Below are 26776 nucleotides of genomic sequence, written 5' to 3' on the forward strand. Positions count from 1 at the left end.
GCTGCTCTTGACCCAGGCGCTGAGCGAGTAGGTGCCGTTGGCCAGGCCTGTCACGGTCTGGTAGGTGTAGACCTCGTAGGCGCCGGAGTTGCGCCAGTGCGTGCCGTGGTAGGTGCCGGAGTGGGCCCCGCCGTAGGCCTCGGTGTAGTCCACGCTGGTGGGGCTGCCGTTGCCCACCGACGTGAGCCAGCCCGTGGGCGCGTCCACCTCGGCCCCGTCTTGCTCGAAGCTCGGGTTTACTATCTGCCCTTTACCAGTGGCCGGTACCGTAACGACTGGCGGTGCCGGCGTGGTAGCGCTTATGGGGCCCACCGTCACGCCCGCCTGCTGCAGCTTGGTTTGCCACAGGGTTGCTTCGGCATCTTCCGTAGCCGTCGTGATAGGGTTAGGCAAGTGGATAGTACCTGTGCAAGGAGCGCAGGCACCCGGGCTCAGGTCTAGGCGGTCGGTATAAGGAAAGTTAGAGTTCCAGCTTACGTAGCCTATCGTATTATTCTGTATACGATTGTTGAAGTAAACGCTGGAAGGCTGGTTGTAGTAGTTGAAGACCCCTAGGGCGGCCCAGCCAGCATTGAGGCGCTGGCCATTGGGCAGGTAGCCGCTGGTTACAAGCCGGTTGTCGTGGTAATAGATGTCGTGGCCAGCAGCAATGTTCATGGCTGCGTTGGCCGTGCCTACAAACTGGTTGTGGTCGGCCTCGATATAGCCAGCTGCTTCGGCTAGGGTGCTAGCGTCGCCATCGGTAGTGAGGCCGGTGCCCGTAAACTTATTGGCAGTAGCTGGAAAGGGGTAGGCGCCGCGCACAAAGTTGTCGTGTATGCGGATGGCGCTCTGGCTCGTGCCTGACGAGTTGTAGAGGTTGATATTATCCTCTACCAGACTCTCGTTGGCGGTGTTGATTACCTCATTATACGATATGTCAACCCCCGGTATGTGCGTTACCGTATTCAGAATTAGGAAGCTGCTGCGAGTGCTGCCCCCGTTGCGCCAGCGGCCATCAATGTTGCGTACCCGGTTGTAGCGTACCGTTAGGGTTTGGCCGGGCTGGCCCGAGCCGCTCCAGCGGTTTACTACGATACCACTGGTTTGGGTAAAGGCATTGTGCTCGATGGTTAGCTGCTTGGCCCGGTACGTATCGAGAAAGCGGCCAGGGGCTTGGTCATTGACGGTAGGCGTTAGGCCCTGCCCAATGCAGTTGCGCACGGTTAGGTCGGCGCCTTCGCCTGCTTCAATCAAATTTCCTGCACCCGAAAAAGTACAACCTTCCAAAATGACGGGCTCGGAAGTGGCGATGCGCACGCAGGGCGTTCCAGAAGACAAGCTCTGATAGTTGCCCGTATACGTGCCCCCTTTAGTGATAACGATGGGCGCCGCGTAGCTCACGGCTTGGGCGTGGCTGAGGGTGGGCAGCCCTCCAGCTAGTAGCGTAAGCAAACTGGCCGATAGCAAAGACTTGCGTGTAGAATACAGTCGAGCTAATCCGGCGGGCTTAATAGCCATTGATGTCATAGAGCGATGCGGAGTTAATTAAAAATATTATAAAAGCAGAAAGTCTAATATGGCAAATATAATCACAGCTTTCAATTCGTAACCTATTGACTAAGTATGTAGTATAAATTAAAAATGGACGTTGGAGCTAAAGCCTTGTAAAATTCCATGATTGTTAAGTTGGAATATTACAAAATTCGGCCGTTTTATATATTCAGCTTTTTTTATAATTAAGGGTTGGTTTAACCGGCAAATAGTGCCTGAAAGCGACAGGTAACTATTCAAAAAGTATAACTTGATAACACATTGCATAACTGCCACATTTACTGTAATTTTGCTATTATTAGGGCTTTGCCCGTTAGCGAGTAGAATGGCCAGCTTATGCCCAGTATTTGGAGGCGCTTTTTCAATCAAATAGACCAACAGCTTGCCCTTGCCCACGCGGCGCTGGTACCCGAGCGGCCCGCAGTGTTAATTTTTATGTTTCACGTCCTTTTTGAGGACGAAGCCGCCATGACGCGGCAGTTGGTCGACCCGCAGCAGCACATTACCACCCAGATTTTTGCGGAGTTTATCGCTTACTATCAAACACACGGCTACACATTTGTGACGCCGGCCGAGGTGCTGCGCGGCCTAAACCCAGCAGGCCGCTTCGTACTCATTACTTTCGACGATGGGTACTACAATAACCACTTGGCCTTGCCGATTTTACGCCGCTTTGGGGTGCCTGCCACGTTCTTTATCTCCACGCATCACGTGCAGGCTAACCACGCCTTTTGGTGGGATGTAGTGTACCGCGAGCGGCTGCGGCAACCCTTGTCAGCTGCCGCTCAACAGGCCGAATATGCACTGCTGAAAGGGATGCGCCATGAGGAGGTCGATGAATATCTGCTCACGCACTTTGGGCCCGATGCACTGCGGCCGGTCAGTGACCTAGACCGGCCATTCACGCCCGACGAGCTTCAAGCCTTCGCCCGCGAGCCAGAAGTAGTGCTAGGCAACCACACTGCGCACCACGCGGTGCTCACCAACTACCAGCCTACCGCTGCCCAGCAGGAACTAGCTGAATGCCAACAGTACCTGGCTCATCTCACGGGCAGCGAGCCAGTGGCAGTGGCTTACCCAAATGGCAATTACTCGCCGGCGGTAGTAGCGGCGGCGGCCCATGTAGGCCTGCAGCTGGGCGCTACAGTAGAAGCTGGCAAAAACTACTTGCCCCTGCCACCAACCAGCAGCTTGCAACTCAAGCGGTTTCTGCTTTGGGGCGACCAGGATGTGCAAGCGCAGTGTGCCCTTTTTCGTACCGATTTCCACCTCAAGCAACTGTTGCGCCCTGCTCGAGCTTAATTTGGTGCCGTAGAGCTACTAGCAACTTTTAATTCTGCCTTTTCTGATTCAGTAGTGAGAATACTTTGGCTCGCCCCTTGGCCGCACCCACGTCAGGCCACGGCGCACCCCGTGCCTTGGGTAGGTGCCTTGGCCCAACTGCTGCGCCAGCAGCCTGGCCTCTCGCTGACCGTATTGCACTGGACCCCTAAGATTACAAGCGAGGTCGAAGAATTTGAGCGTGATGGTATTCGCTTTATTTATCTGAAAGCGCCCTCGGTACGAGTTGATATTTTGACGCTTCATCGGCGACGCGTCGCGCTAGTAAAGTCTTATTTACAGCACCACTACCAGCACTACGACCTGCTACACCTGCACGGGTCGGAGCTGCAAGCGCCAGCCATGGCGGCCGGCTTGCCAGTGCCAATGCTGCTATCGGTGCAAGGGCTGGTGTCGCAGTATCCGCCCTATGTACCTCGCTCGGAAAGATGGCTGAAAGCCCTGTGGACGCTGTCTGGCTACTACGAGCGGCGATACTTGCCTGCCGTGCAGCATTTTGTGTGTCGCACGCACTGGGACCAGGCCTTGATGCGGCAGCTTAGTCCCGGCTGCACTGTTCACCATAATTGGGAAGTTATTCGCCCCGCCTTCTTCCGGCCAATAAGCCCCCTAGCCGCCAGCCGCTTACAGGTAGTTTTCCTAGGTGGTATGCAGGTAATGAAAGGCTTCCGTGAGGTGCTGGCCGCGGTAGACCTCTTGCGGCAGCAAGTAGACGTCACGCTTGTTATCGCGGGCCAGGCTAGTGCCGAGCTAGTGCGGGTGGCGGTGCAAGCGGCCGGTTTGCGCCACCTAGGCCCGGCCGCTATCGAGTGCAGAGGGCAGTTATCTGCCGAAGAGCTAGCGCAGCTATTCAGCGAGTCGCTGTGTCTACTGCACCCATCTTACGTCGACAACAGCCCCAATAGCGTGTGCGAAGCGCAAGTGGCAGGCCTACCCGTGGTGGCCTCTAACGTAGGCGGTGTGCGCTCGCTCATCGAAGACGAGGTAACGGGCCTGCTCTGCACCCTGGCACCCGCCAGTATTGCTCAGCAAGCACTACGCCTGCACCAGGACCCAGCCCTGCGACAACGCCTCGCTACCCAAGCCGCTGCTGTGGCCCGCCAGCGCCACGACCCCGCCGTAATAGTAGCGCGTACCCTGGCCATTTACGAGGAGGTGGTAGCCGATTTCTGTGCTCGTAGCTAAGTTGACGCCTCTAGGTAGTTTGCTGTTAATTAGATTACAAAAAGACCTTATTTCTTAGCCAAGCACTGCTCATAGAGGGCCAGGTACTGGTCGGCTATCGTGGCCAGCGGAAACCGCTCGGCCACGATAGCTACTGCCCGCGCCGATAGCTGCGCATATAGTGCCGGGTCGGACAGCAGCCGGTTGACGGCGCCCGCAATGGCTTCTACGCTAGTGACATCAACCAGCAAGCCGCCGTCGGCCACTACCCACGGTACGGCGCCGCTGGCTTGGCCTGCCACCACGGGTACACCATAGGCCATGGCCTCTACGAGCACCATGCCAAATGATTCTTCGAGCGAAGTGTGTAGCACCAAGGTGCTGGCAGCTATCTTTTTCAGCACTTCGTCGTGGGGCGTGGGACCCAGGAAGACAACGTTCTGTATACGGTGCTCGCGGCAAAAGGCAGCGGCCTCCTCATCGGGCACAAAGGCGGTGCCCATGGCCCACAGCACCGCGGCCGGGTGCTGCTGCTGCACCGCTTTGAAAGCCAATAAGGCATTTTTACTGTTTTTGCGGTCGTCCCAGCCGTTCACCACCACACTGATAACAGGTTGGCTTAGTGGCGCCTTTACCAAGCTGGCGCGCTCCGGAATGACTACGGGGTTGGCTACTACTGCCACCTTGGCCTTGGTCCAAGGCTGCACCGAATCAGCCATGTAGGGCGATACGGCTGTGAACCAATGCCCCTTGCGAAACACGTAGCGCGCCATCAGTAGGTGAAACAGCCGGTTGAGCGTGCGCACGTACCGATAAATAACCAGCGCATTATCGTGCACCGTCACGATGGTTTGTGGGTCGTAGGCCAGGCCCGCTAGGGCAAATTCGTAGGTCCAGTGGGCGTGCACCACCTCGGGGCGGTAGCGCCGGAGTTGGGCCAGCATGCGGCGGCGTTCATACCAAAAGAAGTCGGCTGTGCGACCTAGGCGCCGGCCATTGAGCCGAAAGGTGCGGCTGCGGGCCGGCACTACCACGTAGGTTAGCTGGGGGCTTTCGTGCACGAAGGGTGGGTCATCATCGCCCATCTGGTCGTCGAGAGTGATGGCTACCACGCGGTGCCCACGGCGCAAATACTCCTTTATGAGGTTGCTAATCAGCGGTGCCCCTTCGCGCCCCCTAGGGTAGGGGCCAGCGTGCCGCTCGGCCAGGGGTAGCAAATCATTCGTGGCAATGGGGGCTACTACTCCAATATACATGCGTGCTACTTACGGCCGAGCCGTTTTTTTGAGGGGCAAAGGTCCGACGACGACGTCCTTTTGCCTAAGTTTTTGTTGCCAGCTCTGCCATTCCCGCGCTTCCGTGCCCGGCGTGATGGGACCTGGTAGGTGCACTGTGCACGTGCATGGCGCGCAGGCACCATCACTTAGGTCCTGGCGGTCGGGGCCGGGCGCGTGGCCGCCCCAGCTTACGTAGCCCACCGTATTTTGCTCTACTCGGTGGTTAAAAAATACGCTCGGCGGCTGGTGGTAGTAGTTAAATACCCCTAGGGCGGCGTGGCCCGCCCGAAAGCGCTGCCCGCCCGGTAAGGTGCCACTCGTCACGGCCCGGTTATGGTGGTAATAGATGTCGTGGCCGGCGGCTAGGTTCATGGCTGCATTACCGGTGGCCACAAACTGATTGTGGTCGGCCTCGATAAATGCGGCAGCTTCTTCCGCCGTCTTGGCATCGCCATCCGAGGTCAGGCCAGTGCCCGTAAACTTGTCGGCCGTGGCCGGAAAGGGGTAGGCGCCCTGCACAAAATTGTTGTGCACGTGCAGCGGACTCTGGGCCGTGCCTGACGAGTTGTAAAGATTGATGTTGTCCTCTACCAAGCTTTGGTCGGGCGCATTAATGACCTCATTGAACGCGATATCGACCCTAGGAAGGTGCTGCACTGTGTTTAGTATCAAGAAGCTGCTGCGCGTGCTGCCCTTGCCATCGCGCCAGCGCCCATCGATGTTGCGCACCCGGTTGTAGCGTACGACAAGGGTGGGGCCAGTGGGGCTGCTACCGCTCCAGCGATTGACCACAATGCCGCTGGTTTGGGTGAGGGCATTGTGCTCGACCACTAGGCGGCTGGGCCGGTACACGTCGAGAAAGCGGCCGGGCGCCAGTTGGTCGGCAGTGGGCGGTAGGCCCTGGCCGCGGCAGTTGCGCACCGTCAGGTCGGCGCCCTCGCCAGCTTCAATCAAATTGCCCGGCCCAGTAAGGGTGCAGCCTTCGAGCACTACGGGCTCGGTGGTGGCTACGCGCACGCAGGCCACACCCGAGAAAGCGCTACGATACGTGCCCGAGTAAGTACCGCCGTGTGTGATAACCAAGGCCGCCTCGCCACCTAGGTGGTGGTGGGTGCAGGCCGCCAGCCCATGCGCGGCGCTGGCCCACGCCAGCCAAAGCCAGCCCGTAATGCGCGTGGTGGCCGTCATCAGCTAGTGTAGAAAATAGCCTACTAGCCGCCGGGCGTACCCGTTCAGCAGGAAGTAGGGTAGGTACGGCTTGGGGCAGTTCTTGAGGGCAAAATGGGTGAAGTTCACCATATTGCCGCCGCCTCGAATACTGAATAGGTGCTGAAAATAACCCTTTAGGCTGCGCTGCTTGCGCGTGAGGGTCTGGCCGCTTTCCTCGGGGTACGTGCTCAGCTTGGCGTCGTAGTTGCAATATACCGGAAAGCCCGCCCGGCGCGCCACGCTGGTGTAGTCGAAATCGGCGAGGTAGTGTGGCAGGCGCTTTTCGTCAAACAAGCCAATCTTATCGGTAACGGCTTTGGGGATGAGTAGCCCGCGCCCCGGCAGGTAAGTGACTGGGTGCAGCCCGGTACGCTTATTAGCTGGCAGTTCCTCTAGTAGGTCGTAGCGCGTATTGGTGCGAAAATCCAGTCGCTCGCCACCGTAGATGGTTTCGCCGGTGTTTGCATCAAACTCCAGTGCGCCGAGCACGGCATTAGGGTGCTGGTCGGCGGCAAGTAGCATTTGGGCCACGAAGTCGGGCGCGGCCACTACGTCGTTGTTCAGCGTCATCACGCGGTCGGCACCTAGGGCCAGTGCCCGCCGGATGCCCGCGTTCACGCCAGCCGTCCAGAAGAGGTTGCCGTCGCCGGTCACTACTTCTACCTCAGGGTAGTCACGGGCCAGCGCGGCGGCGGTTTCGTCGGTCGAGCCATCGTCTACTACCACGGTGCGAAAGTCTTGGCTGGTTTGGCGGCGCAGCGACTCTAGGCACTCGCGGGTGTAGTGCCAGCGGTTGAAAACTGGGATAATAATGTACAGCATAACGTAAGCGAAAGTGAGCGGTAGTAGCGAGCCTAGACAGGAGTCGCAGCGGCTACTGGCTTAGCTTGGGGGGCCAGGCCGGCTAGCTCTGGGGCCAGCTCGGCAGCTTGTTGGTAGAGGCCCGCTACCAGCTTTTGCTGGGTGTATTGGGCGGCAAACACGATGCCGGCGCGGCCCATCTGAGCTAGCTCATCGGGGTGGTCGTAGAGGTGCTCCACGGCGCGCGCTAGAGCGGCCGTGGTGGCTTCGGCCGACTGCACGGGCACTTTGATGCCTGCCGCATCCGGAATAAAATCGGCTGCGCCGTGGTGGTCGAGCGTCAATATTGGCAGGCCCAGTGCCATCGACTCTAGGTACTGATTGGCGTAGGTATCGCGCAGGCTGCACAGCATAAAGAGGTCGTGCGAGAGGTAGGCCGCGCGGGTGGTGGCGTAGGGCACGCTACCGTGCCAGGTCACGCGGTCTTGCAAGCCGGCCTCGGCAATCCAACCGTGTACTAGATGCCCCGACGGCCCATCGCCCATAATATCGAGGTGAAACCGAACGCGCTTATCAACCTGCCCGAGGGCGGCCAGCGTGAGGTGCAGGCCTTTGCGCGGATAAATGCGAGCCAACCACAAAATGCGCAGCTCGCGGCCTGCCAGCGGCGCGCGCGGCTCGTAGGCAGCCGGAATAAAGCTGGCGGGCAGGGCGGCACTCATCGTCAGGGCTACTTTGTGGGCACCTAGGCGGCGGGCCAGCGCCGCGGTGTCGCTGTTAGCCGTCATCACCAGCGCGGCGTGGCGCATCGATTGCCGCACGTTAGGGTCGAAGGTGCTTAGCAGGCTGCTGATAAAGGTGCGGACGGTTTCGGTCTTAAACCAGTCGGGCAGGTAGCGGCGCAGTGCCTTGGGGGCCACCATGCCGCCCCCCAACGGACCTAGGAGGAGTGGTTTTTTGAGGCGCCACAGCCACGACGCCATTTGCAAGCTGTTATAGGTAACGTGGTGCACAGCACCAAAATCTTCCTGCGCATCGAGCTGGCGCGCGGCCCGCCACGCCCGGTACTGCCACACAATGTAGTGGAGGTACACGCCTGGCTGCCAGCGATAAGCAAACTCAGCAAACCTGGGCGCCGCCACATACACCGGGTGAATACGCCGGGCAATAGGGTCGGCGGCACGGTCGGCCAGTACTTTGGTAAGGTCGGCCTGACCGCGCGGCGTGGTCAGGCACCACACCTCGTGGCCCAGCGCCGCCGATTCCCAGAGCCAGTTAAAGCCGTTGCCCTCCTCACTACCGTGGTTGGGGTTGCAGGCATACGCAGAAAGAAGCAGCTTCATAAGCGGGAGTAACTAGCCTGCCTGGCGACTACGCCGGGCTGGCTAGGCGCCACAGTGGGCGACAGGTCAGTTAGCAATTGCTGGAGGCGTAGACTACGTAAATACCAAGTTTGGGTACAGGCGAAGGCATAGCCGACGCGGCCCATGGCCACGCGCTGCGCGGGGTTGTCGTAGCAAACCTCGACGGCGTGGGCCAGGGCGGCCACCGTTTCGGCGGGAGTGGTCACGGGAGCTTTGAGGGCCGCCGCGGTCGGAATAAAGTCGCGGGCGCCCTGGTGGTCGAGGGTGATGATGGGCAGGCCGGCGCCCATGGCCTCCAGCAGCTGCATAGCAAACGAGTCGCGCAAGCTAGCGAACATGAATACATCGTGGGTGAGGTACATCTCGCGCACTTCTAGCCAGGGCAGTGTGCCGGTCCAGGTCACGCGCCCTTCCAAGCCATAGTGCCGAATGAGGTCAGGCAACTGCGGCCCTAGGTAGCCGTCGCCCACGATGGTGAGGTGAAACGGTACCCGCGGGTTTACTTGCCCTAGGGCCTCCAGCACCAGCGGCAGCGCCTTGCGCGTCACGAGCCGCCCCAGCCACAAAATGCGTAGCACCTCGCCCTCGGCTCGCACCGGAAATTGCTCTGGTAGAAAGTTATCGGGCAAGCCGGAATCCACAAACATCTGTACTCGTTGCCCACCCAGCTGTTTTACTTTGGTGGCAGTTTCGGTATTAGTAGTAAGTACTAGTGTTGCATGCTGTAAGGATTTGCGGACGTTGGGGTCAAATGTGGTAAGGAGCCAAGCGATGGCATTGCGTAGTGTTTCGGTTTTAAACCAGTCGGGCACGTAGCGCTTAAACGCAGCCGGTGCGTGCTGCCCGCCGCCCAGCGGCCCGATAACCATGGGCCGGCCCAGCCGCCACAGCCACGACGCCATCTGGAGGCTGCCGTAGGACGCATGGTGCACCAAGTCAAAGTTTACTTGCTTGGTGAGGCGCTGGGCAGTGCGCCAGGCCAAAAACTGCCACACGATGTAGTGCAAGTACACCCCAAACTGCCAGCGGTAGAGGTAGTCAATAACCTTGGGCACCTGCACGTACTCGAAGTGCATACGTGCTTGTCCTTCGGAGCCTAGGTGGTCCACGTAGGCATCGAGCGCAGGGCGGCCGGCGGGGGTGGTGAGGCACCACACGGCGTGCCCCGTATGATGCCACTCGTGCATCCAGTTAAAACCGATACCCTCCTCGCCCCCGCGGGCGGGATTGCAAGCGTAAGCGGAAACTAAAACGTTCATGATGGTACTGCGTTAGCTAGTTTGGGCGCAGGCTGTTTTGGGCTCTGCAAACCCGAAGCTACGGGCTTCTGCCCAGCAAACAAGCGCCGCAGTATCGTAGAAACACGGCTCATCAAAAACTCGTTGAAGCGGCGGTTATCGCGCTTGCGGTCCTGGGCCACCGCGGCTGGGTGGCGCAGCGGGAAGGCAAGGTCGCGGGCGGGCACGGCGCTCATCACGTCGTCGCCGTCGTGGGTGTGCGTCGAGCCATTGCCAAAGCCGATGTTACCCACTAGGTTCACCGCGGGCACTATGTAGAGACCTTTGTGCCGGGCAATGGTGTATTCCCACTGGTAGTCCCACACGTCGGGCGGCTGGGGCAGGGCCAGCACACCGGCCATTTTACCCATGCGGTAGCGCTTTTCGAGCGGGCCCGTGAAGGTGCTGTCGAGTTCGCCCGAGGCTTTTACGCGTTCAAAATCAGTGAGGTGATAGTCGTAGAGCTGCCAGGCGCGGCGCCAGGTGGCCCAGCCCCAGCTGTTGCGCTGCGTCGAGAAGTGATACGACGGGTCATTGGGACCTAGGGGCTTGCTGGCCTCCGAGCCAAAGTTGTTGCCGCCGATGTGCATCACGCGGGCGTCGTCGCGGTAGCGGGCCAGCAGCTCGGCGCAAAACCGGAAAAAGCTCGGCGACGGCACGCAGTCGTCTTCCAGGATAATGCCCTCGGGCTCGTGCTCAAAAAACCAGTTCATGGCCGTCATCGGGGCCAATCCGCAGTTCAAATTTTCTTCTTGAAAGAGCGTAAATACTTCGCACGGCCAATCGACTTCTTGCACTACGGCGCGGGTTTCGGCGCAGCGCACGGCATCGGTGGGGTGGCCGGCACGCGGGCCATCGGCAGCCACGTAGAGCCGGGTGGGCCGGGCCTGCCGAATGGTGTCAAACACGCGCCGAGTAGTATCGGGGCGGCTAAAAATCAGGAGCAGCACCGGGGTAGTCAACGCTTCTGCAGAGGCAAGGGAAGGGGCAGCTTGGGCCATAACTAGCTTGGCTTTATAGAGATATAATTCTTGAACCTAGGGGTGGCGCAGCGCGCGGGCCACCTGGATTTACGAAGCCACTAGCGTGGCCGGTTCAGCGGCCCACTTCGGCGCCTCGTAGGCGGGTAGCGGTTCGGCTTGGGGCTCGGGCTCGGCCACGGCGGCCAGTAGTAGTCCCAGCAGCCCAAAGTGGTAGGTAGACCAGTCGTAAGACGTACCAAAAACCAGTAAGCAGCCAAAATAGGCAATCAGCAAAGCCGTATCGGCGCGCATGGGGCCGCGCTGAAAGAGGCGCTGCACTACCCTGATGATGGGAATTAGCACGACCATGAGGATACCTAGGACGCCAAAATAGAAGGCGCGGTCGAGGTAGAAATTGTGGAAGTGGTGGCCGGTGTGGTCAGGCCACATGGGTTGGTCATTGCTAGGGTCGTAGAACTGCATGGGTAGCTCAAAGCCTTCGAGCCGCCAGCCCGCGACGGGGCGGTCTTGCACATAAGGTATATATGATTCGAGCTGCTTGAGGCGCCAACTGCCGGTACCTTGCTTGTCGGCGTTGGCCATGTCCTCCACGTTGGTTTGCATGCGCGTCACCACCTCGGGGTTATTCAGCACCACCATCGTTACGCCCAGCGAACCTAGGATGGCGGGCAGGGCCACCAGCATCACCACTTTGGTGAAAGAAAACTTGGCGCCCGGCGTGCGCAATAGTAGCAGCAAGTCGAGCGGTACGGCGATGGCCGTGGCAATCCACACCGAGCGGTGCTGCAAGAAAATGATGAGCGGCAAACACACGAAGAAGCTCAACAGCATCAGGATGTTGCCGTGAGTGAGATAGCGGTTGAGGCAGTACAGCGTGACCGGCACAAATAAATAGGCCGCCGCCGAGCCGAAGCCACGCTCGTTTTCAGCAAAGGCCGACAAGCTCAAGGAATCGCGGTGGAAAACTAGCAGGTTGGCCAGCAGCACGAACACCAGCGCGCCAATCAGCTGGCTCAGCGACGGCAGCCCAAAGCGCCGGTGAAAAGCATACACCCCGAACATGATAAGCAGCACAAACAGCTTACTAAACACGTGCGGATAAGACATCCAAGAGCCTTGGTCGGCATACGATTCCAACATCAGCCCCCCGATGCAGGCTAGCACCACGTACATCCACTTGCGAATAAGGGGCTCCATGTAGCGCCCATAAAACACAATGGATGCCACCGACAGCGCAAATAGCAGGTAGGTATATAGCTTGATACCCTCCGGCTCTTGGTCGACCTGCGGCCCATAAATAAATTCCCAAAAAGCCGCATTGGTGGCCAGCACGGCCAGCAAGGGCAAAATCAGGATAAAGCGCAAGTTAATTTTCATGCGTTTGCGGGCTAACTACTGGATAACTAGCGGGAAAGGAATAGATAGAGCGAGGTAGTAAAGCGCTAGGCGTGCGCGGCCATGGGCTGCGGCTGGGGCGGGCTGAGCGGCGCCAGCCCCGCCGCCTCGCAGTAGAAGGCTAACGTATGCCGCACCATCGCGGCCACGTCGAAGCGAGTGTGGGCGTAGGCATACTGGCGCTGCTGTAAGTCGCGCAGCGCGGCCGGGTCGGCGAGCAGCGTGGCTAGCTGAGTGGCCAGCGCAGCGGGCGCCGTATTCTGGGGCACCGAGGCCTCGGGGGTAGCCGCCAGCAGCTCGGGGCTGCCCCCAGCGGCTAGGGCCACAGTGGGGCACCCCGCCGCCATGGCCTCGATAACGGCGTAAGGGCAGTTTTCGCGGGCGGCGGTGTGCACGTACACATCGGCGCCGTGCAGCAAGACTGGTATCTGGGTTTGGTAGCCGAGCAGCACTACATCGTTCTCTAGGTTCTGCGCCGCGATAAGAGTACGCAGCAGCGCCTCGTCTTCGCCTTTACCGACTAGCACTGTCACGCAGCAGGGGTGCAAATGCCGCAGTTCAGCCGCCACCGCCACGAGGTAGCGCTGGTTTTTGCGAGCTTCGAGCTGGCCAATATTGAGGATAATGGGCCGCCCTGGAAATAAGGCCCGTAGGTCGGGCGCAGTGCTTTGGGTTGACCTAGGCACAGGTGCAAAGGCCGCCATATCTACGCCATTGTGGGCTACCGCTGTGCGGGCTCCGGCCGGTAGAAACGGCAGCGTAAGCCGCAGCGCATACTCCGAGATACCTAGGAAAAACTTGGTGCGGCGCAGCAAGAAATTATACCAGCTTACTTCAAAGCGGGCGGCCCAGCTAGTAGGGGAGAGGTTGAGCTGCTTCACCACCTCTTCGCCGGGGTGGTCGTTGTAATGGCCGGTCACCACCACTGGCACCCGGTCGCTAAGGGCTAGGCGGGCGGCCCAGCCACTGCTCACGTCCTGCGCATTTACTACATCGTAGGGCTGGTTGCGGTCGATGGCGCAGAAGATTTCGGCCACGTTGCCGAGCTCGATGCCCACGCGCTCACCTAGGTGGCCGGGTAGCAGCCCCAGCGCCCGGCGCACTACCCCAATAGACCGCCGCACCCACGGGCGCAGGCTGTCCTGGGTCACCACCGTTACCTGGTGTCCCTGGGCGCGCAGTAACGCAGTCAGCCGCTCGTAGTGCACCCGCACCCCCGAGGCCGCGCCCGGCACCTGCAACGAAGTCAGCAAAATGTTCATGGTACGAGGGGTTGTTCGAAGGCGTCCCAGGCTGCTAATACGCCGGGCCGACGGTCCAAGAAGTCGGTGTAGCGCGCCAGGCTAGGCTGAACGGAGGCGGGCAAGGCCCGCATTCCACGCAGCTTGCCTAGGCCTTGCTGCAGTATAGGCCGCAGCTCGGTAGAAGGCCAGCGCAACACTACCACCCCAAGCACCACAGCGCCAGCTGCCATCAAGGCAAGCAGCGCCAGCAGTGGTGGCAGGTTTAGCGGGCGAATGGCCATAGCCACCACCAGCAGCCCGAGGCCCACTGCCGCGGCATTCAGCAGGCCGGGCTTGTAAATAGCCAGCAGCCGCAGATACGGAATGTCGATGTCGCGGTGCGTGATGCGCATGTAGAGAAAGGTGCGCACCACCTCGCCCGTGCCAATGGCCCCCGCTATGCCGGCTAGGCCGTAGCCCTTCAGCAGCCAAAACAAGCCACCTAGGAGCGCCATGAACTCAAGGTTGAGGATTATTTTCTGCTGCAGGTTGGCGCGCGCATCAGCTACTACGCCCGCAAACAGGGTGGTCATGCTGAGCGGAATAGACAGGCAGAGTACCCGCAGAATCGGCACCGAAGCTGCCCAGCGTGGCCCCAGCAACACCTGCACCAACTCGGGCGCCGCCACGGCCACGCCTGCGCACACGGGCAGCACCACGGTGGCTACGAGCGTGCTGCTAGTGAGGTACAGTGCCCGCACCCGGGGCAGGTCGTCCTGAATCTTGCTGAACGCCGGAAAAGCTACCCGCGCTAAGCTGTTGGTCAGGAAGTACATGGGCAGATACAGCAGCATGTAGGCCCGGTTATAAATGCCTAGCAGCACCGAACCCAGAAGCCGCCCAATGAGCAGCGTATCGAGGTTGCCGTTGATGAATTCGAGAAAGCCGACTACTGATACCCGGCTGCCATAGCCCAAGAGCTTAGCATAAGGCTCGCGGCGGAAGATGAACCGAAGCGAATGGCGGGCCACCGCGTAGTTCAGCGCCGCCGCAAAAAACTGCTGGGCCAAGCTGGCTACTACCAGGCTCCATACACCCGCCCCTAGCGTGGCTAGCGTGATGCCCACCCCGCCGTAGCCCAGTACGTAGGCTGCCACCTCAATCTTCGCGATGGCCTCGAAGCGCATTTCGCGGCGCAGCAGGCTAGTGGCCGTAGCGCCCAGGCCTACCAAGATGAACCCTAGGGCTTGTACCCGCACCAGGGGTATTACAGCCTTATTCTCCAGGAAAAGCACTGCCAGCGGGGCCGCCAGCCAAGCCACCGCCGCCACCGCCAAGCCGAGGCCCAGCGAGGCGGTGAAGGTGGCGCGCACGTCATCAGCGTCGATGTCGGTGCGCTGTACCAGCGCGTGGCCTAGGCCCATCTCGGCAAAGTAGCTGCCGAAGCGCAGTACCACGCCCGCCATAGCTACCAAGCCAAAAGCGGCAGGGTCGAGCAAGCGCGCCATCACGGCGGTGTAGCCGATTTGCATCACGGCCGTGAGCACAGTGGCGGCCGTAGTCCATTGCACGCCTCGCACCGCAGTGGAGGCGAGGTTTTGAGTTGTTACTGCCATAAAAATGCTAGCAAAATGGGAGCGCGCTCGCGCTACGCTCCGTATTTATAAGCATTGGCTTTATAGCGGTACTCGTAGGTGTTGGCAAAGTGCACATCGTTGATAACCATGTACAACTGCTTCACATTGTGCTCGCGGTGCATTTCGGCGATTTGCCCCACCAGCGCACGGTCGGTATAGTTCTGGCGCACCACGTAAATCTTGGCATCTAGGTACTGTAGCAGCACCAAGAACTCAGATACGTAGCCCAGCGGCGGAATATCAACCAGAATGTAGTCGTACTCTTCGCGCAGTTGCTGCATCAGCTCAGCCAAGCGCGGGCCTTCGATGAGGCGGGTAGGGTTCTGCGGAATTGGGCCGCAGCACATCACGTCGAGGCTAGCAATGCTAGTGGTGTGGCGCGCTTGGTCGAGCGTGCTGTCGCCGGCTAGGTAGGTGCTCAGGCCGTGCTCGCGGCGCGGGTCAATATCGAAATAGCTAGCTAGCGTGGGCCGCCGCATATCGCATTCCAGCACTATCACGCGGCGCCCGCTTTGGGCCAGTTCGGCGGCCAAGTTCACGGTGCAGAAGCTTTTGCCTTCGCCGGGTACCGACGAGGTCACGCCAATCACGCGCTTGTCGAGGCCAGCGGCTAAGTACTGCATGTTCACGCGCACTGCCCGGAACGCCTCCGCAATGGGGCTGCGGGGGTCGTGTAGCATGGTTTGCTTGTCTTGGCTCGTGCCGTGCGGAATAACCCCCAGCATCGGAATGTTGGTGAGGCGGGCCAGGTCTTCCTTGCTTTGCACGCGGCTATTTGTTTTCTCTTGCATCAGCACAATGCCAGCGGGCAGTACCAACCCCGCCAGCAGGGCCAGCAGGCCTACTAACAGCGGCTTAGGCGACGAAGGGCCAGTACCACTTTGTTTGGCTGCATCCACCACCTTTTTATCGGTTGTGTTAGTAGCCAAAGCAATGGCAGCTTCATTACGCTTTTCTACCAAGTAGCTGTAGTTCTTCTCGTTGAAGGTGCTAGTAGTCGTGAGGGTGCCTAGCTGCCGCTCATTTTCGGGTATGCGGCTGAGTTCACCGCGCACAGCACCTAGGCGCTGGTCGGCATCGCGCAGGGCACTGGCCGATGCATCTACTAGGCTAGTCAGGTTTTGAATGAGCAGTTCCTTAGTGGTTGCTATTTTCTCATCCACCACCCTCACAATGGGGTTGATGTCACTGGCATTCACTGTTAGTGCCGAGCGTTGGCTGTTTAGGTCAGACAGCTGCTGGATGAGGCCAGTCGTTGCTGGGTCCTCCACACCATTGCTGCTGAGGGCCACTGCATCATTGGCAGCACGGTGGGCCTTTAAGTAAGACAGCAGGTTCTGATACACGCGGCGGTTGGTCACTAGGCGTGCCCGGTCGGCGTTTAGAGCGCTTTGCTGTTGAATGCCCGCGCCCGACTGAGCATTTACATCCACAACGTTATTTGAAGCGCGAAAGGAGCTTAGGTTTTGCCCAGCTTTCGATTTAGACTCGGCTAGCTTAGCAATTTCATTATCCAAGAAAGCTACTGTTTTGCCACCTACCTGGTTTTTCTGCTTCAGGTCGTCCTGCACGTAGGTGGTCATCAGCGTGTTCAGAAACTGCGTTTCTTTGGTGGGCACCGTGCCTTGGGTCGTAAGCTCCAGAATGCGTGACTCGTGGTCGGTGGGCTTCACTTTCAGGCGCGACTGATATTCGCCCACTAAGCTGTTGATGTCATTAAGCTTAAAGAAATAGTGGCCCCCCTGGCCGTTGAGCTGGTCGGGCTCGGGACGGAAAACCAGCGTTAGCAGCGCGCTGCGCAATGTGTCGCCGGCTGCTACCACTTGGTCAAACTTCACATCTTGCACCTCGCGTATGAGGTCGCCGGTAGCAAGCTGGCGCAGCTCGCCACGCTTGGCGTCGGCGTGCACCCGAAATTTGTTATCGGCCAGCGGTTCTACGTAGATGGGCACGCCCGTGAGCTGGGGCCGGTTGGGCACGGCCACTACCCAGAAGGGCATATCGCCTGCCGCCCGCTCACGCACTTGCAGCGGCTTCACGAGGTTCAGCCACGAGTCGGGCTCCACAAAGTAGCTTACCGTAAAAGGCAACTGGGCTAGCGTGCGCCGCAGCATGTCCGACGAGGTAAGCAAGCCCACCTCATCTTCTAGCTTCAAGCCCTTAGGCTTGCTGTCAAGCAATTGTAGCAGCTCCTGAGCTTGCTTTGAGCCCGTCGACTGGTCGCCGATGAGTAACGTGGCCTTAAAATCGTAGGTAGGTGATTTCACCTTCAGGTAGGTCCAAGCCAGGGCAAGGGCTACCAGCAGCGATACCACAAACACTGGCCAGCGACGGCGCAGGTTGAAGAATAGCTCGTTCAGGTCTAATTCGGCAGAGAAAGGTGCAGGGCGTGTGTCCATACTTTATAGCAGAGTAAGTGGCGTCCCGGAAGGAGGGGCCAGTAGTAAAGAGCTGGTGTATTAGCGGTTGACGATGTAGCTAAGCAGCAACACCACCGCCGAAATGCCCGCGAATACGATACCTAGGTTAGTCGCATTGCCGCGGCTGGTGCGCGCCTTCATGGGCTCGACGTACAGCGCATCGTTGGGCAGCAGGTAGTAGTAAGGCGATTTCAGTAAGTTAGCGTCGGTCAGGTTGATGAGCACTACCTCCGAGCCTTTCGGCGTTTGGCGGATAAGCTTGATGTTCTCACGGTTGCCAAACTCGGTGAGGTCGCCCGCCATACCTAGGGCCTCAAATACCGTGGCCTGCGGGTTGTAGATGAAGTAGCGGCCCGGCGAGCGTACTTCGCCTAGCACCGTAATCTTGAAGCTCAATAGCTTCACTAGCACGTTGGCATCGCGCACATAGGCGGTTACTTTTTGCTGTAGGAAAGCTTGGGCTTCTTCCATGCTTAGGCCTTGCACCTTCACGCGACCCACGGTGGGCAGGTTGATGCTACCCGTGTCGTCTACTGCATAGCCAGTGAGGTAGAGGGTGCCGGGGTCGCTGGAGGTGATGGTCTGCGGACCGGGTACGTTAAAGATGTCGCTTAGTACGGGCTGCACACTTTGTACCCGAATGCTTAGTACATCGCCGGCCTGCAGCTTATACACGGGGCGAAGATTTTCGGTTTGAAGTGGCTTTTGCGTCGAGTAAGTGCCAGTTTGTAGATAAGGCAGCTTGCTCTGGGTAACGCAGCTGCCCAGGCCTAATAGTAACCCCCCTAGAATAAGTAAGTGCAGTCGGAAACGTGAAATCATACGGGAGCGTGTTGTGCCAAAGTGATGGAAATTAGGCTTGAGCACATTTGTAATATTCAAATACTAAATTACTACTTTATTTGTATGGAACAAAACAAGTAGGCTCTAAAGTAAAGGTGCAGGTACCAAGCTTCGGCGGCAGATACGGAACTCGGGGTGGGTAAGGTTGTGGGCCGCTACGTTGGGCAGCGCGCTAGGTTGAATAGGAAATAAGAATAAACAAAGTGCCTAGCCTGAGGCAACTCCTAGTCTTAGGTTGCCGTAAGCGGCTGCTGGCGGGCTAAGCAGCTGAGGCTATGCCGGCAGGGGGCGAGCTCCCATACCTAGCTGCACTGTTCCTAGTAACCGCATCAGTACAATTTAATTTTTATGAAACAAGCGATTGCGTTGGCTGGGCTGCTTATGGCTGGCAGTTGCAGCTCGCCGTCGGCTCCTACCACAGTTGCCCCGCCGGTCACTACCCCCGCTGCTACTCCTGCACAGCCTGCGGCCGACTCCGTGCAGCAGGCTGTGGCTAGTTATATAAAAGCTAATAGGGCGGCCTTTGTAGGCTATGAGCCCGTGCGCTGGGGGCAACCTGTAACTTACACCAAAGCAAACGAAGCTGCTATAAAAGGTGTGTTGGCCATGCAGCTTTTTGATGATGCATTAGTTCCTCGTAATAAGGCGCTTGCCGAGTATAAAGCTTCGCTGGCTCGCCACGATGCTCCAGCCAAAACGGAGGCTATAAAGGCCCGCTATGGCAAAGCCAATAAGTACAACGATTCACTGCTCGCCATTGCCAATAGCTTTATTGGTAGCAAGGACACTACGCGCTTAGGTACTCAAATTGCACATATCTATCGCACGAAGGCCAAGAGTGGCGTCATGGTGCTCGATAGCGCCACTTTTTTAGTTTATCGAACGGGTAAAGTGGAGCAAATGTAGCTAATACGGATACAGTGTAAAAATACAAAGTGATTCCTTACTTACTCATTGTGTGGTAAGTCGAGAAAACAACTCACTAGGTTATCCTAGGTAGATGGTGGTTCTCTATATCGAAAGCTTTTGCGCTGTCTTTGGTGTGTGAAGTTGACTTGCGGGTTTTGTATAATTAAAGGTTGTTAATCTATTGTACTAATTATTCACGTAACTAGTAAATATTATTTGAATTAAAAACGCCCCTTCCCCTCACTTCTGCTAATTGTTTGTCTTATGGTATCGCTACAAAAAGTACCGGATGAAATAACCAATTTCGTCTCGCGGCATAATTTGGTACGAGCCGACATACTAGCCACCGAGCAGCCAGCGCCGCTACAACAAGCCATAACACAAGTAGCTGCCTTAGCCATGCGCGGCTTTGCGGAGCTAGCAGGCCAGCCTAGCAGCCGTGAGCAGTTATGGAACGCCACCCGCGAAGCGGCAGCCGCCGGGCCAGGTGCCACTACTACAGCAACTGTAGGGGGCGACCTGCTACGGAAAGTGCTTGATGACCGCTACCACGGTACAGTAAGCACGACGGCAGCGGCAGCAGGTGTGTCGGCGGCCACGATAAGCCACTTACTCGAACTGGTGCCTGCCACTGCACTAGCCGTCATCGGCGACGCGGTAGCCGAGCAGCACTGGACGGCCAAGCAACTCGCCGACTGGCTACGGCCGCGCCAGCATGTTCCTGTAGTGCCCACGCCGGTGCCGGCCCCTACGCCTCGGCCAGTATCCGGCGTAGTGCCCAGCCCTTCTTCGTGGTTTGCAAAGCCCGCCAATGCGTTGCTAGTAGTAGTAAGCATCGTAGCCGTTGCCGAGTTTGGGTATATTCTCAATACTCGGTCGGGCGATGTAGTAGCTACTGCTCCCGTAACAACCACCAGTACCCCAGCTGCCACGCCAGTCGATGGCCCGGCCGCACCTGAAGGGCAGTACTTAGCTATCCCGGCCGTTAGTAGGTCGGCAGCTCGCCCTAAGGCAGCGGTGCCGGTAGTGCTCAAGCTCAAAAACGGAGTGCGACAAGTTATTGGGGCCAACTCGACCGAAAGCAAGCTTTACCAATTCTTGATTGACCCTAGTAAAGAAGTAGACCCCAACGACCCAACCAAAGACTGGATAGGATTTGACCGCATCTACTTCGATACCAATAAGGCGACGCTCACCAATGAGTCGCTTTGGCAGCTGTCCAACGTGGCCAGCATTCTGAAGCGCTTTCCGGACGCCAAGATTAAAATTGGCGGCTATACTGATAATTCGGGCAAACCTCTTGTCAACTTGTTGCTAAGTAAGCACCGGGCCGAGGCTGCTAAAGAAGCGCTAGTTAGCCTAGGGGTAGCTGCCGACCGCCTAACGGCTGCTGGCTACGGAACCATCGACAACATTGCCCCTAACGATACCGAAGAAGGCCGTGCTCTCAACCGCCGTGTTAGTCTGCAAGTGACCCAGAAATAATCAGTTATTACTACTGGGCTATCTTAATATTTTCTTCTTACGTCACAAAGAGCGACCCTTAGGTCGCTCTTTGTATGTGCGGATGGCTTCCGTCAGTGACTGTGCGCTTTCTCATGGCGCTCGGCCCAAATGCTTCCGCTTCTCTTTATACCATATGACCGTTCTCTCTACTCGTTGGCAAGCCAACCGGCTAAGCATTACAATCCTGATTATCCTGGCAGCGGGCCTGATAAGTTCGCTCTTCTTTAAGGAGCGGTGGCTGTGGATGGATGAAGTGAGCAGCTACGTGCTGCTCTCAGACCCTTCGCTCGGCCACGCTAACAAGGCCGTGGTGAGTGGCCTGGAGGCTAACCCGCCCCTCACCATGAATGCCTACTGGCTGTTGGGCCACGGCATCAGCATGAGCCCTATGTTTTTGCGCTCGTGCTCGGTGTTGTTTTTTGCGCTCACTGTGGCGCTGTTTTACCGCTACACCACGCGGCTCCTAGGTCGGCCGATTGCCAACTTCGTGGTGCTAACGGTCTTTGTGTGCCTCACCTATCTCAATTTTACCCTCGCCACCCAAGTGCGGAGCTACGCGCTGTTTTCGCTGCTCCACATGCTGTTTTTTCTCAACTCGCACCGCCTCGCTACCGCGCCCAAGCGCCTAGGAGTGCTGCTGACCGAAGTAGTGCTGGGTACGGCTGTGGTGTACGCCCACAATTTTGGCCTGCTTTACGTGGCCACAATGGCGGCCTTCTTCTTTGGTCTTTTGGTGTGGTCGCGTCGCCTAGAATACCTGCGCGTGCTGGGCGCGCTGGCGGCTGTGGGTGGCATCTGGTTTATAGGCTGGTTTGCCAACTTCCGCCTGCAATCGCAGATAGGCAAGCCGCACTCTTGGATTCCGCTGCCCACGTTTCAGTCGTTCTTCCACACCGTCGGCGACTTGCTGCCCACCGTGTCAGCTAGCCTTGAGGCTAAGCCCTATTTGCAGTTTTTGCCCATGCTGCGGGTGGTGGCCATTCTGGGTCTCATAGTATACCTAGGGCTGCCGCGCCTGCGCCAAGGCTACACCGACCTAGTAAAAGACCCGGCTGCGATGTTCTTTATCCAGGCCAGCTTTGTGGCTGTGGGTACTACGGTGCTCACACTGATAGCCTCGTTCACGGTAGCGTCGGTGTTCTTAAACCGCTACATGTGGCCCAACCACCTGCTGTTCGCGGCCGTGGTCATTTATGCTTACCACTACTTCTTTAGGGCAGGCACGGTGCCGGGGCGGCGCATTTGGCTGCCCGCGTATGCGGTGCTGCTGCTGCCGTTCATCTTCTACCAAAATCGCAAGGTGGTCATTTTCCCAAGTGTGATTTTGCCGCCACTAGCAGGGCTCAACCCGCAGTACCCCATGTTCTTCGAGTCGGCCGACTACTTCTTGCCGGTGTGGTACCAGCACCTACGCCCCAACAGCTACTTCCTGCTCGACTGGCCGGCGGCCCTAAAATCACCTACGCTTAGCTCCACCATCGACTACGGCATTATTGTCTCGCTGCGCGATATCTACCACGTGCCGCAGGTAGTCCGCCTCAACGAGTTCAATGCCAAGCGCTTCCCGCACTTCTACGTGATGGACCAGCATAGCCATTACCAGATTGAGGAGTTTTTGGAGGCGGGCCGTGTGCGCGTGGTGCGCACCATTCCCACCAGCATTGCCGGGCACCAAATTCTTGAATGCACGTTTGCCGAGCCGGCGATGGCGGGCGGAGCAGGCCAGCCCGCTACCGCTGGGATTTACTAGCTTAGCTGTCACTCTCGACAGAGCTAGTCTGCGCCCCCTAGACGCAGGCGCCTAGGGGGCGAACATCTGCAAGGCGGGAGCGAAAGGCTTATCGCTTGCTACGGCTTGCAAGTGGTGCTAGGTGCCGACCTAGGGGCCGGCGCTGGGCTTTGAAGTGAGTATAGGTAGTAGTTGCTGCTACGGCAACGGTGGCGGGTGCTTTAGCGAGCTAGGCCTTTCGCCGTTTGCTCATCAGCTCGGGCCTGGCTTACCTGGGTCCAGCTAAGCTCACCAGCCACGTAGCGGGCGTAAAGCTGCTGAATGTACGGGCTAGCCTTTTTGAGCACAGGTATGATGCGCTGCATCTGCTCTAGCACCCAGGCGCGCTGCTCGGGGGTTTGCGCGGCTGGGCCAAACTTTGGGTTGTGAGACATAAAGGATAGCCAATAGAGTACACTGCAAAAGTCTGAAGTGCCAGGCAACCCTAAAAGAGAATTAGTGCTGATTTATATTAATATAAACACTTAATTATACTACCCGCTACGTAGGTATTTATTCCTAGGTGGCTGCTGGCGGCAGTTAGCACCTGCTGGCGTGGCTGATAGCTATTGCCGCACGCTAGTAATTGTCTGCCAACATGTTGGGGAGAATGTTTCTATAATGCATTGATTGGACGCCTGGGGCACAGCTAGCGCCAGCATCAGGAGGATGGAGGCAGGGGCAACCGAATAAAGCACTGAGCGCCTTGGCCCGGCGCACTGGTCACGTGCACTTCGCCCCCAAGCAGGGCCACCCGGCTGCGTAGGGTGCGCAGGCCCAGCCCATCGCTAGTGCGCGTGGGGTCGAAGCCACGGCCGTTGTCTTCGACGCGCAGCACTATCCAGGAAGCCAGCACCTCTACCTCGAGCGTGGCCTCAGTGGCATGGGCGTGCTTGAGCACATTCTGGGCTAGCTCCTGGGCCAGCCGGTACACGGCCAGCTGCAGCAAACCAGATAAGGGCGGCTCTTCGCCAATGACTAGGTGGCAGTGCCAGCGCAGGGTAGGGGTATTAAGCGATTGGCCAATGCTCTGCAGGGTGGCCTCCAGGCCAAACTCCTCCAGCAGCGCCGGAGTTAGCTCGTGCGAGAGCTCACGCGTTTGCCGGATGGCCTCGCTCAGCAAGCGTGCCGCCTCCTGGCGCGGTGCCAGCTCGGGGCTGCTGGGCAGGCGGTCGAGTTGCAGCTTAGTGGCGTAAAGCAGCTGCCCGATGCCGTTGTGCAGGCTTTCGGAAATGCGGCGACGCTCTTCTTCCTGCGCCTCCTGCACAGCTTCAAATAGTGCTTGCTGCTGGCGCAGGCGCAAACGCAGATTGTCGGCCTCGAGCTGCTGCACCCGGCTGATATCGAGGTCGACGCCCAGCAGGCGCAGGGGCTGGCCCGTCTCATCGCGCACTAGTACCGCTTTGAGGCGCAGGGTGCGCACCTGGTTGCCCACCCACAGGCGCAGGGTTTCTTCAAAGTCGGCAGGGGCAGCGGCTAAGGCCTGCACTATGCGTTTGGCCACGGGCCGGTCTTCGGCTACCACGTGGTCGAGATAGATGGTGGGCCGCAGCGCGACGCCTGGCGCCAGGCAGAAGAGGCGGTACATGCCTGCCGACCACTGCAACTCGCCAGTGGCTAGCTCATACACCCAGCTGCCTAGCCCGGCCACTTGCTCCGATTGCTCTAGCAGCCGCAGGTTTTGCAGCAGCTCTTGCTCGGCGTGCTTGCGCTCGGTGATGTCGACCGTGGTAGTGGCTATGCCGTCGCGCAGCTTCACCACAGACTGATGAAACCAGCCATGAAACTGCTCGCCGGTATACTGCCGCTCTCGTTGGTCGGGCTGCCCGGTTTCAACTACTCGCTTGAACGTATCAAAAATACCAGCCTCGACCACGCCGGGGTTGCACACCAGCAAGCGCTGGCCGATGACATCGCCGTAGCTATCTTCTGAAATCTTGTTATTCAGAATCCAGATAAAATCGACTATCTCGCCCTGGGCATCGCGCACGGCCTTGAACACCTGCACCATATTGGGCGAGCTGTCGAGCGTGGCTCGCAGTAGCTCGCGGCTAGTTTGCAGCGCCTGCTCGGCTTTCTTGCGGGCGCTGATGTCCTCGGTGTGCATCACGAAGCCATCGCCCATTTTCACCAGTGTTTGGTGAAACCAGCCGTTGAACTGCTCGTGCGGGTAATAGTACTCGTGGTCGACGGGCACGCCGGTCTGGGTCACCTGCACAAACTTCTCAAACAGCCCACTGGTCACCACGCCAGGGTTTTCCGTCAGTACGCGTTTGCCCACTGGCTCGCCATACTGGTCGGTCCAGGCTTTATTGGCAAATATCCAAATGAAGTCTATGATGCGCCCGCTCTCGTCGCGCACTGCTTCGAAGGCCTGCACCACGTACAGCGTGCTGTCTAGGGTCACTTGTAGGCGCTCTTTAGCCAGCAGCAACTCTTGCGCCGCTTCGTGCTCCTTGGTTTTGTCTTCCACCACGCCCTCCAGCTTGATGGCCACCCCGGCCTCATTGCACACCACGCGGCCGTGCGACTCGATAAGGCGCCATTGCCCATCGGCCCGCAGGATGCGGCGGGTGTAGTGGTAAGGCTGCCGGTCGGCCAGCGCTTGGTCGAGGATGTGCCGCACGGCGGCCACATCCTGCGGGTTCGTGCGGGCATCGAGCCATTCTAGCGAGGGCCGGAAGGCGTGCGGCGTTTCGCCAAACAGTCGGTATAAGCCCTCCGAAAAGTGAAAGGCGCCGCTCACTAAATCCAGTTCGTAGCTGCCGATGTTGGCCACCGCTTCAGCCGCTTTTAGGCGGGCTTCGCTGGCAGCCAGCTCTTGCCGGGCCATTTGCAGCTCCTGGTTTTCAAGCAGCAAGGCTTGCTGCTGAGCGCGGGCTTCCGCCAGTGCGGCCTGGGCCTCGGCCAGCGTGGTAACAGGGGCACCCGTGTAGGCCGGGGGGGCAGTGCGGGCTAGGGGCGGGGCGTCTTTCATCGTGTCGTCTAGGCTACGGCCGGCACCGCCGCTGTTAAGTACCGCTTGCGGCATTCTGCAAGCCAGGGGCCTTACTACTGTAAGCCGGCATTAAAAATAATAGCTGCGGCAAGATTGATGCGCCCGCGCGGCTACCAACTGCCGAACCCACTATGCCAGCAACATAAAAAACCGGCCAGGCTGCGCTGTGCGCGACCCAACCGGTTTTGAATTCAAAAGGCTTAGACGTCGCCCTAGGTTACTTATGATTACGCTTGTACAGCTGCAAGGTGCGGATGGTATCGGGGCGCTTGCGGAAGTTATTGGTGAGGCTGTCCAGCGTAGCCTCGCCATAAAGCAAGAAGTTGTAGAAGCGATTGGTGCGCTTCGACATGGCTTGCTGCAAAGTGGCTTTGGTGGCCCAGCTGGCAAAAAGCACGCGCCCTAGGGTGTTGCCAAACTGGTTTTGAAGCACGCGGCGCTGGTTGCGCACGGCATAGTACTGCTTCCAGGCGGCTGGCCACGGAATACCGTCGCGGTCGAAGGAAGCGGGGTGGTAGAAAACGCTGCTAGGCACCGTCACCACCGGAAAGCCCATCTTTTGAGCCCTGGTCATGTACTCGACCTCATCGCCCCAAATGAACAACTCCTTGTCGGGAATGCCAATGACCTTCACGACATCCGTGTGTACCAGCGTGCCATTGAAGAACGAGGCCACACCATATATTAGGTCGAGGCCCGCCATGTCGCTCACCTTGCGGTATGAAACGTTGGGGCGGTCTACGAAGAACGCTAGCTCGTCGCGGCTGTTCACGCTCACCGACATCGAGTTCTTGATGCACGGCCCTAGGTTGGGCGAGTTCAGCAGGTTGGCTAGCGCGTCGGGCGCGGCCAGGCAGTCGTCGTCCATGCACCACAGCCAAGTATAGCCCGCCTTATAGGCCGTGTCGATGCCCGTGGCGAAGCCGCCCGCCCCGCCTAGGTTAGCCTGGGTGGTCACGCGCAGGTCGGGCTGGGTAGCCAGCCACTCCTCGGTGCCGTCGGTGCTTCCGTTGTTGATAACGAAGATGGTATCGAGCGAGCGGGTTTGCTCGCGTAGCGTATCGAGACACTTCTTGAGGTCGGCGAGGCGGTTGTAGGTAACTACTACAGCAGCAACAGTTTCCATGG

The 26776-nt window shown here is 58.6% G+C and carries 20 protein-coding genes; 5 read left to right on the forward strand and 15 right to left on the reverse strand.

The genetic code is table 11. The features are described from left to right. The coding region (locus FNT36_RS25710; RefSeq protein WP_233636145.1) for a right-handed parallel beta-helix repeat-containing protein at window positions 1–1434 on the reverse strand (1434 nt) is incomplete at its 3' end. 534 nt (window positions 1435–1968) lie between these two features. Here FNT36_RS25710 and FNT36_RS21930 point away from each other — a divergent pair. Then, on the forward strand, window positions 1969–2835 hold the full coding sequence (locus FNT36_RS21930) for a polysaccharide deacetylase family protein (RefSeq protein ID WP_233636146.1): 867 nt from the start codon (window positions 1969–1971) through the stop codon (window positions 2833–2835). Between the two features lie 54 nt (window positions 2836–2889). After that, on the forward strand, window positions 2890–4059 hold the full coding sequence (locus FNT36_RS21935; protein ID WP_144852178.1) for a glycosyltransferase family 4 protein: 1170 nt from the start codon (window positions 2890–2892) through the stop codon (window positions 4057–4059). A 47-nt stretch (window positions 4060–4106) separates the two neighbouring features. Here FNT36_RS21935 and FNT36_RS21940 read toward each other — a convergent pair whose 3' ends face one another. From FNT36_RS21940 to FNT36_RS21990, 11 genes are all read right to left on the reverse strand, one after another. After that, window positions 4107–5294 (reverse strand): glycosyltransferase family 4 protein, encoded by a 1188-nt coding sequence (locus FNT36_RS21940; protein WP_144852181.1) that lies wholly within the window; start codon window positions 5292–5294, stop codon window positions 4107–4109. 9 nt (window positions 5295–5303) lie between these two features. Continuing rightward, the gene (locus tag FNT36_RS21945; protein ID WP_144852184.1) at window positions 5304–6503 is read right to left on the reverse strand and encodes a right-handed parallel beta-helix repeat-containing protein; all 1200 of its coding nucleotides are present in this window, start codon (window positions 6501–6503) and stop codon (window positions 5304–5306) included. A 3-nt stretch (window positions 6504–6506) separates the two neighbouring features. Next, entirely contained in the window at window positions 6507–7346 is an 840-nt protein-coding gene (locus FNT36_RS21950) for a glycosyltransferase family 2 protein (protein ID WP_144852187.1), read from the reverse strand. A 32-nt stretch (window positions 7347–7378) separates the two neighbouring features. Then, entirely contained in the window at window positions 7379–8668 is a 1290-nt protein-coding gene (locus FNT36_RS21955) for a glycosyltransferase family 4 protein (RefSeq protein ID WP_144852190.1), read from the reverse strand. Beyond that, complete coding sequence (locus FNT36_RS21960; protein ID WP_144852193.1) at window positions 8665–9948, reverse strand: glycosyltransferase family 4 protein; 1284 nt, start codon at window positions 9946–9948, stop codon at window positions 8665–8667. The genes FNT36_RS21955 and FNT36_RS21960 overlap by 4 nt, the downstream gene beginning before the upstream one ends. Continuing rightward, window positions 9945–10967, reverse strand: a complete 1023-nt coding sequence (locus FNT36_RS21965) for a nucleotide-diphospho-sugar transferase (RefSeq protein ID WP_233636147.1) — start codon at window positions 10965–10967, stop codon at window positions 9945–9947. The genes FNT36_RS21960 and FNT36_RS21965 overlap by 4 nt, the downstream gene beginning before the upstream one ends. A 69-nt stretch (window positions 10968–11036) precedes the next feature. Further along, on the reverse strand, window positions 11037–12326 hold the full coding sequence (locus FNT36_RS21970) for an O-antigen ligase family protein (RefSeq protein WP_144852196.1): 1290 nt from the start codon (window positions 12324–12326) through the stop codon (window positions 11037–11039). A 65-nt stretch (window positions 12327–12391) separates the two neighbouring features. Beyond that, window positions 12392–13606 (reverse strand): glycosyltransferase family 4 protein, encoded by a 1215-nt coding sequence (locus FNT36_RS21975; protein WP_144852199.1) that lies wholly within the window; start codon window positions 13604–13606, stop codon window positions 12392–12394. Then, on the reverse strand, window positions 13603–15183 hold the full coding sequence (locus FNT36_RS21980; RefSeq protein WP_144852202.1) for a lipopolysaccharide biosynthesis protein: 1581 nt from the start codon (window positions 15181–15183) through the stop codon (window positions 13603–13605). Before FNT36_RS21980 ends, FNT36_RS21975 begins: the two co-directional genes overlap by 4 nt. A gap of 32 nt (window positions 15184–15215) precedes the next feature. Continuing rightward, complete coding sequence (locus tag FNT36_RS21985; protein WP_144852205.1) at window positions 15216–17603, reverse strand: polysaccharide biosynthesis tyrosine autokinase; 2388 nt, start codon at window positions 17601–17603, stop codon at window positions 15216–15218. A 60-nt stretch (window positions 17604–17663) separates the two neighbouring features. Further along, a complete protein-coding gene (locus FNT36_RS21990) occupies window positions 17664–18446 on the reverse strand; it encodes a polysaccharide biosynthesis/export family protein (RefSeq protein WP_233636148.1) in 783 nt (260 codons plus the stop codon). Between the two features lie 510 nt (window positions 18447–18956). Between FNT36_RS21990 and FNT36_RS21995 the strand changes: the two genes are divergently transcribed. The 3 genes from FNT36_RS21995 to FNT36_RS22005 all read left to right on the forward strand — a co-directional run bounded on the left by FNT36_RS21995 (window position 18957) and on the right by FNT36_RS22005 (window position 22632). Next, a complete protein-coding gene (locus FNT36_RS21995) occupies window positions 18957–19373 on the forward strand; it encodes a hypothetical protein (protein ID WP_144852208.1) in 417 nt (138 codons plus the stop codon). Window positions 19374–19640: 267 nt separating this feature from the next. Beyond that, window positions 19641–20861, forward strand: coding sequence for an OmpA family protein (locus FNT36_RS22000; RefSeq protein ID WP_144852210.1), 1221 nt, complete (start codon window positions 19641–19643; stop codon window positions 20859–20861). Window positions 20862–21015: 154 nt separating this feature from the next. Next, entirely contained in the window at window positions 21016–22632 is a 1617-nt protein-coding gene (locus tag FNT36_RS22005) for a hypothetical protein (RefSeq protein ID WP_144852213.1), read from the forward strand. A 200-nt stretch (window positions 22633–22832) separates the two neighbouring features. On the opposite strand, the gene FNT36_RS22010 is transcribed toward FNT36_RS22005, so the two are convergent. The 3 genes from FNT36_RS22010 to FNT36_RS22020 form a co-directional block, all read right to left on the reverse strand. Then, window positions 22833–23045, reverse strand: a complete 213-nt coding sequence (locus tag FNT36_RS22010) for a hypothetical protein (protein ID WP_144852216.1) — start codon at window positions 23043–23045, stop codon at window positions 22833–22835. 266 nt (window positions 23046–23311) lie between these two features. Beyond that, on the reverse strand, window positions 23312–25681 hold the full coding sequence (locus FNT36_RS22015; RefSeq protein ID WP_144852219.1) for a PAS domain-containing sensor histidine kinase: 2370 nt from the start codon (window positions 25679–25681) through the stop codon (window positions 23312–23314). A gap of 184 nt (window positions 25682–25865) precedes the next feature. After that, window positions 25866–26774, reverse strand: coding sequence for a glycosyltransferase family 2 protein (locus tag FNT36_RS22020; RefSeq protein WP_144852222.1), 909 nt, complete (start codon window positions 26772–26774; stop codon window positions 25866–25868). Window positions 26775–26776: the final 2 nt, after the last annotated feature.

Source organism: Hymenobacter setariae (assembly GCF_007713685.1).
Lineage (GTDB): Bacteria > Bacteroidota > Bacteroidia > Cytophagales > Hymenobacteraceae > Hymenobacter > Hymenobacter setariae.